Consider the following 13,515-nt stretch of genomic DNA (forward strand, 5'->3'; position numbering starts at 1 on the left):
TGTTTATCAACTGAATGCGGAGTATCCGAACATGCCAAAGATGAAGACTAAAAGTGGTGCTGCTAAGCGGTTTCTGAAAACTGCTAACGGTATCAAGCACAAGCACGCTTTCAAGAGCCACATCCTGACCAAAATGTCGACCAAGCGTAAGCGTCAACTGCGCGGTAGCAGCTTGCTGCATCCGTCTGACGTGGCAAAAGTCGAGCGCATGCTGCGCCTTCGTTAATTTTTGGTTAAGACTAGAGGAAGTAACTCATGGCTCGTGTAAAGCGTGGCGTTGTCGCCCGTAAACGTCACAAAAAAATTCTGAAACTGGCTAAAGGCTACTACGGCGCACGCTCACGCGTATTCCGTGTTGCCAAGCAAGCGGTAATCAAGGCAGGCCAATACGCCTACCGTGACCGTCGTCAGAAAAAACGTCAGTTCCGCGCTCTGTGGATCGCTCGTATCAACGCTGGTGCTCGTATCAACGGTCTGTCTTACAGCCGTTTCATCGCCGGCCTGAAAAAAGCTTCCATCGAGATCGACCGTAAGGTTCTGTCTGATCTGGCAGTGAACGAAAAAGCGGCGTTTGCTGCGATTGTCGAGAAAGCTAAAGCCACTCTGGCTTAAGTACCCCCGACAGTCACTTGGGCTTGCCTGTGTAAGCCCGGGTGCTAAACGTCATAAATAGGGGAAGAGCCTTCAAGCTCTTCCCCTATTTTGTATCTGGAGTCTGTACATGGAAAACCTGGATGCGCTGGTCTCTCAAGCACTAGAGGCTGTGCAAAGCGCTGAAGATATCAATGCCCTGGAGCAAATCCGGGTTCAATACCTTGGCAAAAAGGGTGAATTGACTCAGGTGATGAAGACCCTGGGCAATTTGCCAGCAGAAGAGCGTCCGCAAGTCGGTGCCCTCATCAACGTTGCCAAGGAGCGTGTCACAGAGGTTCTCAATGCGCGCAAGGCGTTGTTTGAAGAGGCCGAACTGGCCGCCAAACTGTCTGCCGAGTCCATTGACGTGACCCTGCCTGGCCGTGGCCAGACCTCTGGCGGTCTGCATCCGGTGACCCGGACTCTGGAACGTATCGAACAGTTCTTTACCCATATTGGCTACGGCATCGCCGAAGGCCCTGAGGTTGAAGACGACTATCACAACTTCGAAGCGCTCAACATCCCAGGCCATCACCCGGCCCGGTCGATGCATGACACCTTCTATTTCAATGCCAACATGTTGTTGCGCACCCATACCTCGCCGGTACAGGTCCGCACCATGGAATCCAAGCAGCCGCCGATCCGCATTGTCTGCCCGGGCCGTGTGTACCGTAGCGACTCGGATATCACCCATTCGCCGATGTTTCACCAGGTCGAAGGCCTGCTGATCGATCGCGATATCAACTTCGCTGACCTGAAAGGGACCATCGAAGAGTTCCTGCGGGTGTTCTTCGAAAAAGAACTGGCCGTGCGTTTCCGTCCGTCCTACTTCCCGTTCACCGAGCCTTCCGCTGAAGTGGATATGGAATGCGTGATGTGCAGCGGTAAAGGCTGTCGTGTCTGCAAGCAGACTGGCTGGCTGGAAGTCATGGGCTGCGGCATGGTTCATCCGAACGTGCTGCGCATGTCCGGGATCGACCCGGAAGAGTTCTCGGGCTTTGCCTTCGGCATGGGCGTTGAGCGTCTGGCCATGCTGCGTTACGGCGTGAACGACTTGCGTCTGTTCTTCGACAACGACTTGCGGTTCCTCGCGCAATTTCGCTAGTCGTAACGAATTCTTAGGAGAGCAGGATGAAATTCAGTGAACAATGGCTGCGTGGTTGGGTAAACCCGCAGGTAGGTCGCGACGAGCTGGTTGCTCGTCTGTCGATGGCCGGTCTTGAGGTCGACAGCGTTACGCCGGCCGCCGGTGTATTCAGTGGCGTGGTTGTGGGCGAGGTGCTGAGCACCGAGCAACACCCTGATGCTGACAAGCTTCGTGTTTGCCAGGTCAGCAATGGTGCCGAGACTTTTCAGGTAGTGTGTGGTGCGCCCAACGTGCGCCCTGGCTTGAAAATCCCGTTCGCCATGATCGGTGCCGAACTGCCGGGTGACTTCAAAATCAAAAAGGCCAAGCTGCGTGGCGTTGAGTCCAACGGCATGCTGTGCTCGCAAGCAGAACTGCAAGTGGGCGAGGGCAATGACGGCCTGATGGAGTTGCCGGCCGATGCACCGGTGGGCGAGGACATCCGCGTCTATCTGGGTCTTGAAGACGCCAGCATCGAAGTCGACCTTACGCCGAACCGTGGAGACTGTCTGTCGCTGGCAGGTCTGGCGCGTGAAGTGGGCGCTCTGTATAACGCCCAGGTGACTCGCCCGGTGGTTGCGCCAGTTGCTGCGGTACACGAGGAAGTGCGTCCGGTTGAAGTGCTGGCACCTGCTGCTTGCCCGCGCTACCTGGGCCGTGTGATCCGCAATGTCGACCTGTCCCGGCCAACGCCGCTGTGGATGGTTGAGCGCCTGCGTCGCGCTGACGTGCGCAGCATCGATGCCGCTGTCGACATTACCAACTATGTCATGCTGGAACTGGGTCAGCCGTTGCACGCGTTCGACCTTGCCGAGATCAATGGCGGCATTCGTGTACGCATGGCTGAAGAAGGCGAGAAGCTGGTACTGCTCGACGGCCAGGAAGTCACCTTGCGCAGCGACACGCTGGTGATTGCAGACCATACCCGCGCTTTGGCCATTGCCGGCGTAATGGGTGGCGAGCACAGCGGTGTGACCGACAAGACCCGCGACATATTCCTTGAAAGCGCTTTCTTTGATCAGATCGCCGTTGCTGGCAAGGCCCGCTCCTACGGCCTGCACACCGACGCTTCGCACCGCTACGAGCGTGGCGTGGACTGGAAACTGGCCCGTGAAGCCATGGAGCGCGCCACTGGTCTGCTGCTGGAAATCACTGGCGGCGAAGCTGGCCCGATCGTTGAAACCGTCAGCGAGCAGTATCTGCCGTCGATTGCACCGATCACCTTGCGTGCAGCGCGTATCAGCCAGATGCTCGGCATGGAAATGGACGCGGCGGAAGTTGAGCGTCTGCTCAGCGCCCTGGGCCTGACCATCACCGCTGAAGGGGCAGGGCAATGGCGCGTAGAAGTGCCAAGCCATCGCTTCGATATCAGCCTGGAAGTTGACCTGATCGAAGAACTGGCGCGCCTGTACGGCTACAACCGCCTGCCGGTCCGTTACCCGCAGGCCCGTCTGGCACCGCAAGCCAAAGCAGAGGCGCGTAGCGACCTGCCGGAGTTGCGTCGTTTGCTGGTCGCTCGTGGTTATCAGGAAGCAATCACCTACAGCTTTATCGACCCGAAACAGTTCGAACTGTTTAGCCCGGGTGTTGAACCGCTGTTGCTGGCCAACCCGATTTCCAACGACATGGCTGCCATGCGTGCCTCGTTGTGGCCCGGCCTGGTCAAGTCGTTGCAGCACAACCTGAACCGTCAGCAAGATCGCGTTCGCCTGTTTGAAAGCGGCCTGCGTTTTGTTGGCCAGCTTGAGGGTCTGAAACAAGAGCCGATGCTGGCGGGTGTTGTTTGCGGCAGTCGTCTGCCTGAAGGCTGGGCTCAAGGTCGTGATGTTGTCGACTTCTTCGACGTCAAGGCTGATGTAGAAGCGGTGCTGGGTTTTGCCGGTGCCCTGGACGCGTTTACCTTCGTGCCGGGCAAACATCCTGCTCTGCATCCGGGCCAGACTGCACGTATCGAGCGTGACGGTCGCGAAGTTGGCTATGTCGGTGCCATCCACCCTGAGCTTTCAAAAAACCTTGGTCTTGACCGTCCAGTGTTTGTTTTTGAACTGGTTCTGGCAGAAGTGGCGGCAGGTAAAATGCCGAAATTCCATGAGTTATCGCGCTTTCCTGAAGTGCGTCGTGACCTGGCGTTGTTGGCCGATCGTGACGTTGCAGCCAGTGCTGTGCTGGATGTAATTCGTGAAAATGCAGGCGAATGGCTGACAGACCTAAGGTTATTTGATGTTTACCAGGGTAAAGGCATTGATCCGCATAGAAAAAGCCTTGCAGTTGGCTTGACCTGGCAGCATCCATCGCGCACTCTTAATGACGATGAGGTGAACGCCGCAACGCAAAATATCCTCACCTCGCTTGAACAAAGGTTGAACGCCACGCTAAGGAAGTGACGTATGGGGGCTCTGACAAAAGCTGAGATGGCGGAACGTCTTTACGAAGAGTTGGGCCTGAATAAACGCGAGGCCAAAGAATTGGTCGAGCTGTTTTTTGAAGAAATCAGGCACGCTCTTGAAGACAACGAGCAGGTCAAACTGTCAGGTTTTGGCAATTTTGATCTGCGTGACAAGCGACAGCGGCCTGGCCGCAATCCGAAAACGGGAGAAGAAATCCCGATCACGGCTCGCCGTGTAGTCACTTTTCGTCCAGGGCAGAAGTTGAAGGCCCGAGTAGAGGCTTATGCTGGAACCAAGTCATAACGACGAGCTCCCGCCGATCCCAGGCAAACGCTACTTCGCCATAGGCGAAGTCAGCGAGCTGTGCGGTGTAAAGCCGCATGTGCTGCGCTACTGGGAGCAAGAATTCCCTCAGCTCAACCCCGTAAAACGTCGCGGAAACCGCCGGTATTATCAGCGCCAGGATGTGCTGATGATCCGGCAGATTCGTGCGCTGCTTTATGACCAGGGTTTCACCATTGGAGGTGCGCGCTTGCGGCTTTCCGGTGATGAAGCCAAAGATGACACCACGCAATACAAGCAACTGATCCGCCAAACGATCTCCGAATTGGAGGATGTCTTGCTGGTACTGAAGAAATAACCAAGGCATTTAAAATACTTTCGTATTTCAAAAGCTTAAGGTATATTTCTCAACGTTCTAGCAAGTTGTAACGCCTAGTCGGGGCGTAGCGCAGTCCGGTAGCGCACTAGCATGGGGTGCTAGGGGTCGAGTGTTCGAATCACTCCGTCCCGACCATATTTTTCAATGACTTAGCCAGGTTTGGTAACAGCCTGGCTTTTTCATGTCCGCGATTTGGCTGTTCTGGTAGTGAATTGGTAGTGAATTGAGATTGTCTTGTGGTGGTTCGCATCTGGCGATCGGATAGCCATACGCCTCTAGGCCGTTTATCACGACTGTCAGCTAAGTCTCCCGGAGCTGCTAAGCAGCTGCTCCTGCCAAGCGTGGGTTGGCGTCTATGGCTCACCAGACTATGAACTATCGAGCGATAAGGCTTCATACCTGGCGCACCTGACGTAGCCGGAGGGTGATATCGAAAAAGCTATTTGGGGTTCTCGGCAGCGCTGAGTCTGTGGCGTAGCGTTGCCCTAGACTCAGTTTCCCCTTGACTTTTCGAGCTTCCTCTTTGTTTCAGCTTTTTCGGCCTTGAGTACTGCTTGCGTGATCAGATCCTCCAGCATTCCAGATATCGTTTTCTTTTGTCTTTCGGCTAGGCGGTCAAGCTGAACCTTTACTGCCGTATCAAGAGTGAAGCTGTAGGACTTCTTATCTACTTGTCGATCTCTGTGCCGCTTCTGGCGCCAGGCGGCTGTCATATTCCTGATTAGCAGCTCATTGGCTGGCGTGTCTCGTAGACATTGACTCCATTCGGTGAGGCTATCTTCAGGAGAGGACAGTAAGCCCTTAGAAAGCGTCTCCCCCTTTGTAGTCAAGTAGTCAATTGACCACAGGTGCTGGGCTCTATTTCGAGGGTTAAGCCACTTAAGAACCATAGCCTCTAGCTTTGTAACCGCCGGTTCTGATAGGTCTACGGTGGGCAGGTCTGATGGGTCTATGGTGGATAGGTCTATGGTGGATGGGTCTGATAGGTCTACGGCGGTTATGAATGTAGTATTTTTATCGCTCAATGTAATGTTATCCTGTACCAGATATTGATTCGTTACTATGTGATGGTTTGCCGTATCGTCACATGGTGACGAAACGTGTGACGAAACGTGTGACGAAACGTGTGACGAAACGTGTGACGTAACCATGTAACGCTACGGAGAGGTGTTCAGTGTGACGTTACCTGTTTAATTTAGCTTATATGTCCAATTATGAAAGGCTTTATCCTGAAATATCCTTGGTTCTGTTAATAAAAAATAACCAATTTAATATGCGATTCTGCTCTGAATGGCATCTCGAAACCCGGGTGAAGGGTGTCACATATCCACTTGTGAAGAACGGTAATCAGGAGTGTCTTTGATCTAGCGCTTCCATCTCCAGCGTGGCGCTAAACGGTCGGCGGCTGCAGTCAGAGCGACTTGCCGCAGCAAACTCAACATTATCGCGGGCCGTGCATACGCGCTCGAGCTGGCTGCTAGTCGGTTCCCATCAAAGTGGTAGACCTATGGCTACGCTGATTCATCCTCATTCAGAGAGTTCGGAGGTTTGGGCAGGAACTGGTGGAACAGGCTCTGGCGATGATCGGTTCGCAATGTGGTCGATCGGCTTCGAAGTATTTTTTTACAGGCTTTGCGAATCCTCTGAACGATATGAGAGGAGCCCGTTCATGAGGATCATCCGCCTGAAAGAAGTTATCGACTGCACCGGACTGGGCCGGTCTACTATCTACAAGTACATCAGCGAGGGGAGTTTTCCGAAATCAGTATCATTGGGCGACAGGGCTGTTGGCTGGGTTGAAAGCGAGGTGCATGATTGGATCCTGGCAAGGATCGAAGAGCGCGACCTGACCTAGGGTGCTGCCATGACCGGTTTGCAGCCGGTCATGGCAGTTATGCCGGCTGGACCTTGCCAGCGCTTACCGGGATTGACTGGAAACTCTCTATATATACCAGGCAGTGTTGCTTCCATTGCCTCGGCCTACTGGGCTTCAAACCGGATCAGGGCATGGTTTTTTACCGGAGTGATAGCGGAATAAATATGTAAGCGTGGCGGGAGCAGTCGGGTCTCAGTTCCCTCAGTTTTCTGGAGAGGGCTTTCTCGGTGTGGGTATTATGCTTTTAGTAGCTCTCACTACCCGCAGGGTTGGTACCGGTCGGCATGGCGGCTACTGGCTTTAGGAGCCAGTAGCCGGATATCACGTAGGCAGTGTCCTACAAGGCTGTGATTAAAAAAATACACACTGGGCATTGGTTATGAACCAAATCCCAATGAGTAGTAACCATGCTTCGTCATCCCGATAACACCAACCTCCGCCTGCACCACGACGACACCTTTGAAGGCCTGCCAGTGATGGTCGAGAAAGGCCCCTTCGTCTGGCAATACCTATCCCGCTTGAAGCACACCGTAGATCTGGCACTTGAGCAGTACTCCAGGCTTCTGGCCTTTAGAGTGGATCTCCGTCTGCCTGTCGGTGTCGATCTACCTGATCATGCATACACGAACAAAGTCATCAGTAGGTTCGTCGCTTCCTTCAACGCGAAGATCGAACATAACCGTGACAAGGCCCGTGAGCGGAACTTGTACGCCCATGACTGCAAGGTCCGCTACGTCTGGGCCCGGGAGGTGGGATGGGGTGGGCGACCACACTACCACCTGCTGATCTTGCTTAACCGAGATGCCTTCTACACTGTGGGACGACTACGATCTCTAGTCCCCAACATGATCAGTCGCATGGAGGAAGCCTGGGCCAGTGCCCTGAGGCTATCGGTAGATCAAATGAAAGGCTTGGTAGAGATCCCTAATAACGCGGAGTATCGAATAGACCGGTATGCCTGTCCTGGTGATGTCGATCAGTTGCCGGCGCTATTTCATCGTGCCAGCTACCTGTGCAAGGCAGCTACCAAGTCGTTTGGGAGCAACCACCATGGCTTTGGATGCAGTAAGAGTTAATAACTGGACTGTTCTTTCTTCGTGTGAGCAGCAAACCGGCAGGAGCACAAACCTTTCGCACTGGTCGCGTTCGACGAGCAACTGCTTGAGTGCTATCGATCAGTCGATGGCTATTTCCCCCCCCTTCTGAGCGAATGTCCTGTTTCCTGACTGGCTGATTGCCACTACAGTGGTGCCCTTTTACTAGGAGGGCACCATGGCATCAGTGATTGAAGTACTCAGGATGTGATTTACGAGCTGTCAGGCGAGAAGGTAACCATCCCGGCAGATTCGATCGTTCAGTCCCCATCTGAGCTGGTGGAGGCTCCCGAATTCGAGGGGGGTAGTGAAACCTATGTGACTTTGTTCACAGGGACTACCCAAGCAGGACTTGTCATATGGCGTGTCACGGCTGATTACGGCTTCACAACTCCAAGCGTCGACGCGGTCGAGTTGGTGGAGTGCCCTGAAGGTATCGAGATTATCCAAAGCTTAGCGGTTGAAATAGTTCAAGTTGAATCGAAAGTCGTTTCGATTTGAGCCACTGCTTACCACCTTATGGAAGCGCTGATCAGAAGCTGATAGCTGCGGGTTTCCTGTATGGGCTATCAACAGGTATTTGTCAGTACTGACCCTTAAAATCAGTTTTAACCTTATTAAATCCGACGAAAACGGCTAAAATCTGCGGATCTTTTTTATCAGCAGATTTAGCTATGACTGACCGTTGGCTCAGCGTTGATGAAATTTCCGAACATCTCGGCGTCAGTAAAGACACCGTTTATGCATGGATCGGTAAACGCAGCATGCCAGCCCATAAGGTGGGTAGGTTGTGGAAGTTCCAAAAGGTTGAGGTGGATACCTGGGTCAAAGCAGGCGGGGCCAGTGACGAATCGCAGCAGGTGAAAAATGATGGCTGAGCGCTATCGTCTGTCGTTCACCACGAGTGGGCTGTTTCTAAAGGAGGCACCCCTGGTAGCCGAGCGCTATCTGAAGCTACGTGATTGGGGGCGTACCCGACAGCAGGTGCGTGGTGAGAACCTGCTTCAGGTCCGTACAGCTGCCGCTGCTATGCGTATCAGCAAGGAGCTCATTGCACGGCTGGAATTGTTGGATCACGAAGAGTTGGAGTTTCTCGTGGACGGCAGCCCGCGCGAGCAGGGCTACCTTCTGTGGGCTGCCGCCTGCCGGCGCTATGCCTTCATCCGCGACTTCGCTCGCGAAGTTCTGCGCGAGCATTACCTGCTTATGCGCCGCCAACTTACGACAAGCGATTACGATGCCTTCTGCAATGCCAAAGCTTTGTGGCATGCCGAGCTGGATGAATTGGCTGCGTCCACGCAAAGCAAGTTGCGGCAAAACCTGTTCCGCATGTTGCGGGATGCCGACTTGATCAGCGCACAGCACCAGATCCAGCCTGTGTTGATAAGTCCAGCGCTGGCCCATTTACTGGCTCGCCACGATAACGAGCAATTGCTGATATTCCCGGCAACTGACCATGAACTTGAAAGGTGGCTGCAATGAGCCAAAAAATCAGTCAGCAGCCGCTGGCAGCCCGCTTTGAACACCTATTGAACGTCATGAGCGGTCAGCGCTTTCTGGAAATGAAGGGGCTGAATAATGATCTGCCGTTCTACATCTGCGAATTCAAGGCGGCTGAAGCCTTTGAGATACAACGCATGCAGCGGCAACTGGTCAACACGTTGGCCGGTCTGCGTATCGATTGTTTGCAGGGGCGTGGTGTGAAGGTATTGGAAGTCAGCCTGTACGATCTGACCATCGACCTGCTAAAGGCTCGTGAGGGCAGTGACGAAGGTGTCAGCTTGTGGGAGCAGATCCGGGCGGTTGAGCCCGATGTGGATAAAGAAGGTCTGCTGGAGCTTTTGCAGGGTGTATTGGATATCAAGGAACACCTGGTCCCGGCTATTGGCGAACGTATTGCCCAGGCAGATTACGACGTGCTTTTCCTTTCCGGCATCGGTGAAGTGTTCCCCTATATTCGCTCGCACAACGTGCTCAACAATCTGCAAAGCACGGCCAAGGACAAACCCACGGTGATGTTCTTCCCCGGTGAGTATCGGCATTCGCTGGAGCAGGGCGCGTCTCTGGAGCTGTTTGGCTTGCTGCACGATGACAAGTACTACCGCGCATTCAATATTTTCGAGTCTCAGGTGTAAGGAAGCAGTCAATGGAACTCAATGGCATTTTCAAAAACTCCGTCGGCCGACCGATTGAAGGCGTCATCAAAGCTGACGACGAGACCAGCCTGTACAACGAGCTGAGCGAATACGTACTCACTAACGAAGTTGCTAAGCGGCTGGATCCCTTCCTGGATGCCTACACCGACTATCACCATGCCAACGGCGTCTGGGTGTCCGGTTTCTTTGGCTCGGGTAAGTCGCACCTGCTGAAAATGCTTGCCTTGCTGCTGGAAAACCGCAAGGTCGATGGCACTACCGCACTGGATATCTTCCTACCCAAGATCAAAACCGACGACGAGTTACTACGCGCCAAGTTTAAAAAAGCCGTCGCAATTCCATCGAAAAGTATCCTATTTAACATTGACCAGAAAGCCGACATCATCAGCAAGACTCAAATCGACGCCTTGCTCTCGGTATTCGTCAAAGTCTTTAACGAGATGTGCGGTTACTACGGTAAGCAGGGCTATATCGCCCAGTTTGAGCGTGATCTGGATAGTCGCGAATTGTTTCGTCCGTTCAAGGAAGCCTACCAGAGCATCGCGAACAAGTCCTGGGAGCGTGGTCGCGAACAGGCGCTGCTGGAGGCCGGTAACATTGCCAAAGCCTACGCTCAGATCACTGGCGAAGACCTGGCACTAGCTAAAGGAATCCTCGACAAATACCGCGCCCAACACAGCGTTTCCATTGAAGACTTCGGCAACCAGGTCAAGGAATGGCTGGACAAACAGCCGTCCAACTTCCGCCTGAACTTCTTTGTCGATGAAGTCGGCCAGTACATTGCCGATAACACCAAACTCATGACTAATCTACAGACTGTGGCTGAAAGCCTGGCCACCAAGTGCCTAGGGCGGGCGTGGATTATCGTCACAGCACAGGAGGATATGGACTCCGTGATGGGTGATATGAGCAAGCAGCAAAGCAACGACTTCTCTCGTGTCCAGGCGCGCTTTGCCAATCGCCTCAAACTTACCAGTGCCGACGTAGCTGAAGTGATCCAGAAGCGCTTGTTGACCAAGAACGATACCGGTACGGAGCTGCTGAAAACCGTCTACGAACAACAGTTCAATAACTTCAAAACTCTCTTCGAGTTTGCCGACGGCGGCCAGCACTATCAGAACTTCCGCGATCTAGAGCACTTCACTTACTGCTACCCATTCGTGCCGTACCAGTTCCCGCTGTTCCAGTCGGCTATTCGTGGAATATCCATGCACAACGGCTTTGAGGGCAAGGCCAACTCGGTGGGCGAACGCTCCATGCTCGGTGTATTTCGCGAAGTGGCCATGGCTATCGACAACGAGCCAGTGGGCCGGCTGGCCACCTTCGATCGCATGTTCGAAGGCATTCGCGGCGCGCTGAAAAGCGCTATTCAAAGCGCCATCAACAATGCCGAACGGCACCTTGGCGACCCATACGCGGTGCGCGTGCTCAAAGCATTGTTCTTGGTCAAGTACGTCAAGGAGTTCAAGGCCACTCTGCGCAATCTCAATGTGCTGATGCTGGAGCGTTTTGGCGAAGACATTCCAGCCCAACGCAAGAAGCTGGAAGCGGCGCTCAACTTGCTGGAGCAGCAAACTTACATCCAACGCAATGGCGAGCTCTACGAGTACCTGACCGACGAAGAGAAAGACATCGAAGAAGAGATCAAAAACACTGAGATCGAATCCGCCGATGTTATCAAGGAACTGGAAACCTTACTTTTCGACGGTGTGATCAAACAGCGCAAAATTCGCTATGAAAACGGCCAGGACTACGCCTATACGCGCAGAATGGACGACCGTTCGCTCAGCCGCGAGTTTGAGTTGGCCATCCACATTGTCACTCCGCTAAGTGACAACTTCGATAACCTCACCGTGCAGCGCATGCAGAGCATGGGACGCGATGAGCTGCGCGTAGTGCTGCCGGCTGATGCCCGGTTCATGCAGGATCTCACCCTGCACAAGCGCACTGAGAAATACATCCGACAGAACAGCAGTACCCAGCAGGAAGCAGTCAAACGCATTATCGATGCCAAGGGCTTTCAGAATACGGAACGTTTGGCCGAACTGCAGGGTCGTGCCAGAGAGCTGCTCGGCAAAGCGCACTTGATCATCAACGCTGCCGATGTGGATGCCAGCAGCAACGACGGTCAGGCCCGTATTCTCAAAGGCATCTACCAGCTGATCGAAACTACTTATCCGAACCTACGCATGCTGCGCGATGTGCCGTTCAACGAGAACGACATCGGCAAGTACCTGCGCCAGGCCCAAGACGGCCTGCTTGGCAACGACGCCACCAGTCTGACCGAACCAGAGCAGGAGCTGCTGGCTTATATTCAGAGTAACGCCCGCGGCGGTGTGCGCACCACGGTCAAAACTCTACTTGAGCGCTTCGAACGCAAAAACTACGGTTGGTACTACGCGGCCATCCTCTGCAACCTCGCATTTCTTTGCGCACGTAGTAAGGTGGAAGTACGGCAAGACAGCAACCCACTGGAAGGCGACAACCTGGAGCGCAGTCTGCGTAACACCAACGCTCACTGCACATTGGTGCTGGAGCCGCAAATCGAGTTCAGCGCCTCCCAGGTGCGCCATCTAAAAGAGTTCTTTGCCGATTTTTTCGACCGTCCCGCCAGCTGCAACGAAGCCCGCGCTCTGGCGCGTGAAACCATCGACGCCATCAAAGAGCTGGAGATTGATTTAGCCGACCTGCATGGGCAAAAAGCCTTGTATGGTTTCCTCAGCGTGCTGGATGGTGTGATGGCTACCCTAAAGGAAATCGCCGGCAAAAACGCCAGCTGGTTCCTTACCGACCTGTCCCGCGCCTCCGATGCCATGCTCGACACCAAAGAGCAGATCATTGAGCCGCTACGTCGCTTCATGGGTAGCCCGCAAAAAACTATTTACGATCAGGCTCGCCAACTGGTGCAGGAGCAGGAAGACAATTTCGCCTATGTCGCCACGGGTGAGGTTGAAGCCATCAAGGCATTACTCACCGAGAATAAACCCTGGCAAGGTAACCGCCTACAGCAGGCCAAACCGCAACTGGAGGCCCTGCAAAAAGCCATTGCCAATCAGCTAGCCAGTGAAAAGGCCACTGCAGTCAGCCGTCTCGCTGAGTTGGAGCTGCGCCTGCAGGGTGGTAACGAGTACAGCAGCCTTAAGCCCGAGCAGCAGGCTCAGCTCGCAGCTCCGTTTATTGAAGCTCGGCAGTCAATGCAAGGACAGAAGCGAATCGCCATGATCCGCGATCAGCTGCGTGCTTTTGAGGACAATCAATACGCGCAGTTACTGCTCAAATTGGAGCAACTGTCTCGTCCGCAACCGGTATCTGCTCCAGTCCCGCCCATTTCTCCGCAGCCATCGGGAAATCAGGGCATCGACTGTCCGCCACCACAAAGCGCAGAACCACCCCGAGTGGTCGAACCACCGCGCCTGGTGTCCGCGCGTACCATTAAGGTGGCTTACAGCAAACCTTGGCTGGCCAGTGAAGCCGAGCTGGATGACTACCTGCAGCAGCAGCGCGAAGCTTGGCTGAAAGAGATCCAAGCAGGCAACCGCGTACAGATTTGAAACGGACAATTGCCCCGATCATTTTTGTGAA

At 54.1% G+C, this 13,515-nt stretch carries 13 protein-coding genes and 1 tRNA gene; 13 read left to right on the top strand and 1 reads right to left on the bottom strand.

Going from position 1 to position 13,515, the window contains the following annotated elements; genetic code table 11:
• Window positions 1-31: 31 nt before the first annotated feature.
• The 7 genes from rpmI to GHO42_RS06915 all read left to right on the top strand — a co-directional run bounded on the left by rpmI (window position 32) and on the right by GHO42_RS06915 (window position 4,942).
• Window positions 32-226, top strand: a complete 195-nt coding sequence (gene rpmI / locus GHO42_RS06885) for a 50S ribosomal protein L35 (protein ID WP_002553160.1) — start codon at window positions 32-34, stop codon at window positions 224-226.
• 29 nt (window positions 227-255) lie between these two features.
• Window positions 256-612, top strand: coding sequence for a 50S ribosomal protein L20 (rplT, locus tag GHO42_RS06890; RefSeq protein ID WP_003442184.1), 357 nt, complete (start codon window positions 256-258; stop codon window positions 610-612).
• 109 nt (window positions 613-721) lie between these two features.
• Entirely contained in the window at window positions 722-1,738 is a 1,017-nt protein-coding gene (gene pheS, locus GHO42_RS06895; protein ID WP_095001971.1) for a phenylalanine--tRNA ligase subunit alpha, read from the top strand.
• 26 nt (window positions 1,739-1,764) lie between these two features.
• Window positions 1,765-4,143 carry a phenylalanine--tRNA ligase subunit beta gene (gene pheT, locus GHO42_RS06900; RefSeq protein ID WP_095001970.1) on the top strand — a complete coding sequence of 793 codons (2,379 nt, stop codon included), beginning with the start codon at window positions 1,765-1,767 and terminating at the stop codon, window positions 4,141-4,143.
• 3 nt (window positions 4,144-4,146) lie between these two features.
• On the top strand, window positions 4,147-4,449 hold the full coding sequence (gene ihfA / locus GHO42_RS06905) for an integration host factor subunit alpha (RefSeq protein WP_002553164.1): 303 nt from the start codon (window positions 4,147-4,149) through the stop codon (window positions 4,447-4,449).
• The gene (locus GHO42_RS06910) at window positions 4,430-4,786 is read left to right on the top strand and encodes a MerR family transcriptional regulator (protein WP_095001969.1); all 357 of its coding nucleotides are present in this window, start codon (window positions 4,430-4,432) and stop codon (window positions 4,784-4,786) included. The genes ihfA and GHO42_RS06910 overlap by 20 nt, the downstream gene beginning before the upstream one ends.
• 79 nt (window positions 4,787-4,865) lie before the next feature.
• Window positions 4,866-4,942, top strand: a tRNA-Pro gene (locus tag GHO42_RS06915).
• Between the two features lie 356 nt (window positions 4,943-5,298).
• Here GHO42_RS06915 and GHO42_RS06920 read toward each other — a convergent pair.
• Window positions 5,299-5,832, bottom strand: coding sequence for a hypothetical protein (locus GHO42_RS06920; RefSeq protein WP_153327416.1), 534 nt, complete (start codon window positions 5,830-5,832; stop codon window positions 5,299-5,301).
• A gap of 644 nt (window positions 5,833-6,476) precedes the next feature.
• Here GHO42_RS06920 and GHO42_RS06925 point away from each other — a divergent pair.
• From GHO42_RS06925 to brxC, 6 genes are all read left to right on the top strand, one after another.
• Window positions 6,477-6,662 (top strand): AlpA family transcriptional regulator, encoded by a 186-nt coding sequence (locus GHO42_RS06925; protein ID WP_060765721.1) that lies wholly within the window; start codon window positions 6,477-6,479, stop codon window positions 6,660-6,662.
• 428 nt (window positions 6,663-7,090) lie between these two features.
• Complete coding sequence (locus GHO42_RS06930) at window positions 7,091-7,759, top strand: inovirus Gp2 family protein (RefSeq protein WP_060765720.1); 669 nt, start codon at window positions 7,091-7,093, stop codon at window positions 7,757-7,759.
• Between the two features lie 692 nt (window positions 7,760-8,451).
• Entirely contained in the window at window positions 8,452-8,655 is a 204-nt protein-coding gene (locus tag GHO42_RS06935; protein ID WP_060765718.1) for a helix-turn-helix domain-containing protein, read from the top strand.
• Entirely contained in the window at window positions 8,648-9,259 is a 612-nt protein-coding gene (locus GHO42_RS06940; RefSeq protein WP_060765717.1) for a DUF1819 family protein, read from the top strand. The genes GHO42_RS06935 and GHO42_RS06940 overlap by 8 nt, the downstream gene beginning before the upstream one ends.
• Entirely contained in the window at window positions 9,256-9,912 is a 657-nt protein-coding gene (locus tag GHO42_RS06945) for a DUF1788 domain-containing protein (RefSeq protein WP_060765716.1), read from the top strand. Before GHO42_RS06940 ends, GHO42_RS06945 begins: the two co-directional genes overlap by 4 nt.
• Before the next feature lie 11 nt (window positions 9,913-9,923).
• Window positions 9,924-13,484, top strand: coding sequence for a BREX system P-loop protein BrxC (brxC, locus tag GHO42_RS06950; protein WP_153384138.1), 3,561 nt, complete (start codon window positions 9,924-9,926; stop codon window positions 13,482-13,484).
• Window positions 13,485-13,515 lie beyond the last annotated feature (31 nt).

This window comes from Pseudomonas sp. FSL R10-0056, from assembly GCF_009600105.1.
GTDB classification, from domain to species: Bacteria; Pseudomonadota; Gammaproteobacteria; order Pseudomonadales; family Pseudomonadaceae; genus Aquipseudomonas; species Aquipseudomonas bubulae.

Coding starts and splice junctions, on each gene's coding strand:
- rpmI (WP_002553160.1), top strand. CDS start 32: ATGCCAAAGATGAAGACTAAAAGTGGTGCTGCTAAGCGGTTTCTGAAA.
- rplT (WP_003442184.1), top strand. CDS start 256: ATGGCTCGTGTAAAGCGTGGCGTTGTCGCCCGTAAACGTCACAAAAAA.
- pheS (WP_095001971.1), top strand. CDS start 722: ATGGAAAACCTGGATGCGCTGGTCTCTCAAGCACTAGAGGCTGTGCAA.
- pheT (WP_095001970.1), top strand. CDS start 1,765: ATGAAATTCAGTGAACAATGGCTGCGTGGTTGGGTAAACCCGCAGGTA.
- ihfA (WP_002553164.1), top strand. CDS start 4,147: ATGGGGGCTCTGACAAAAGCTGAGATGGCGGAACGTCTTTACGAAGAG.
- GHO42_RS06910 (WP_095001969.1), top strand. CDS start 4,430: ATGCTGGAACCAAGTCATAACGACGAGCTCCCGCCGATCCCAGGCAAA.
- GHO42_RS06925 (WP_060765721.1), top strand. CDS start 6,477: ATGAGGATCATCCGCCTGAAAGAAGTTATCGACTGCACCGGACTGGGC.
- GHO42_RS06930 (WP_060765720.1), top strand. CDS start 7,091: ATGCTTCGTCATCCCGATAACACCAACCTCCGCCTGCACCACGACGAC.
- GHO42_RS06935 (WP_060765718.1), top strand. CDS start 8,452: ATGACTGACCGTTGGCTCAGCGTTGATGAAATTTCCGAACATCTCGGC.
- GHO42_RS06940 (WP_060765717.1), top strand. CDS start 8,648: ATGGCTGAGCGCTATCGTCTGTCGTTCACCACGAGTGGGCTGTTTCTA.
- GHO42_RS06945 (WP_060765716.1), top strand. CDS start 9,256: ATGAGCCAAAAAATCAGTCAGCAGCCGCTGGCAGCCCGCTTTGAACAC.
- brxC (WP_153384138.1), top strand. CDS start 9,924: ATGGAACTCAATGGCATTTTCAAAAACTCCGTCGGCCGACCGATTGAA.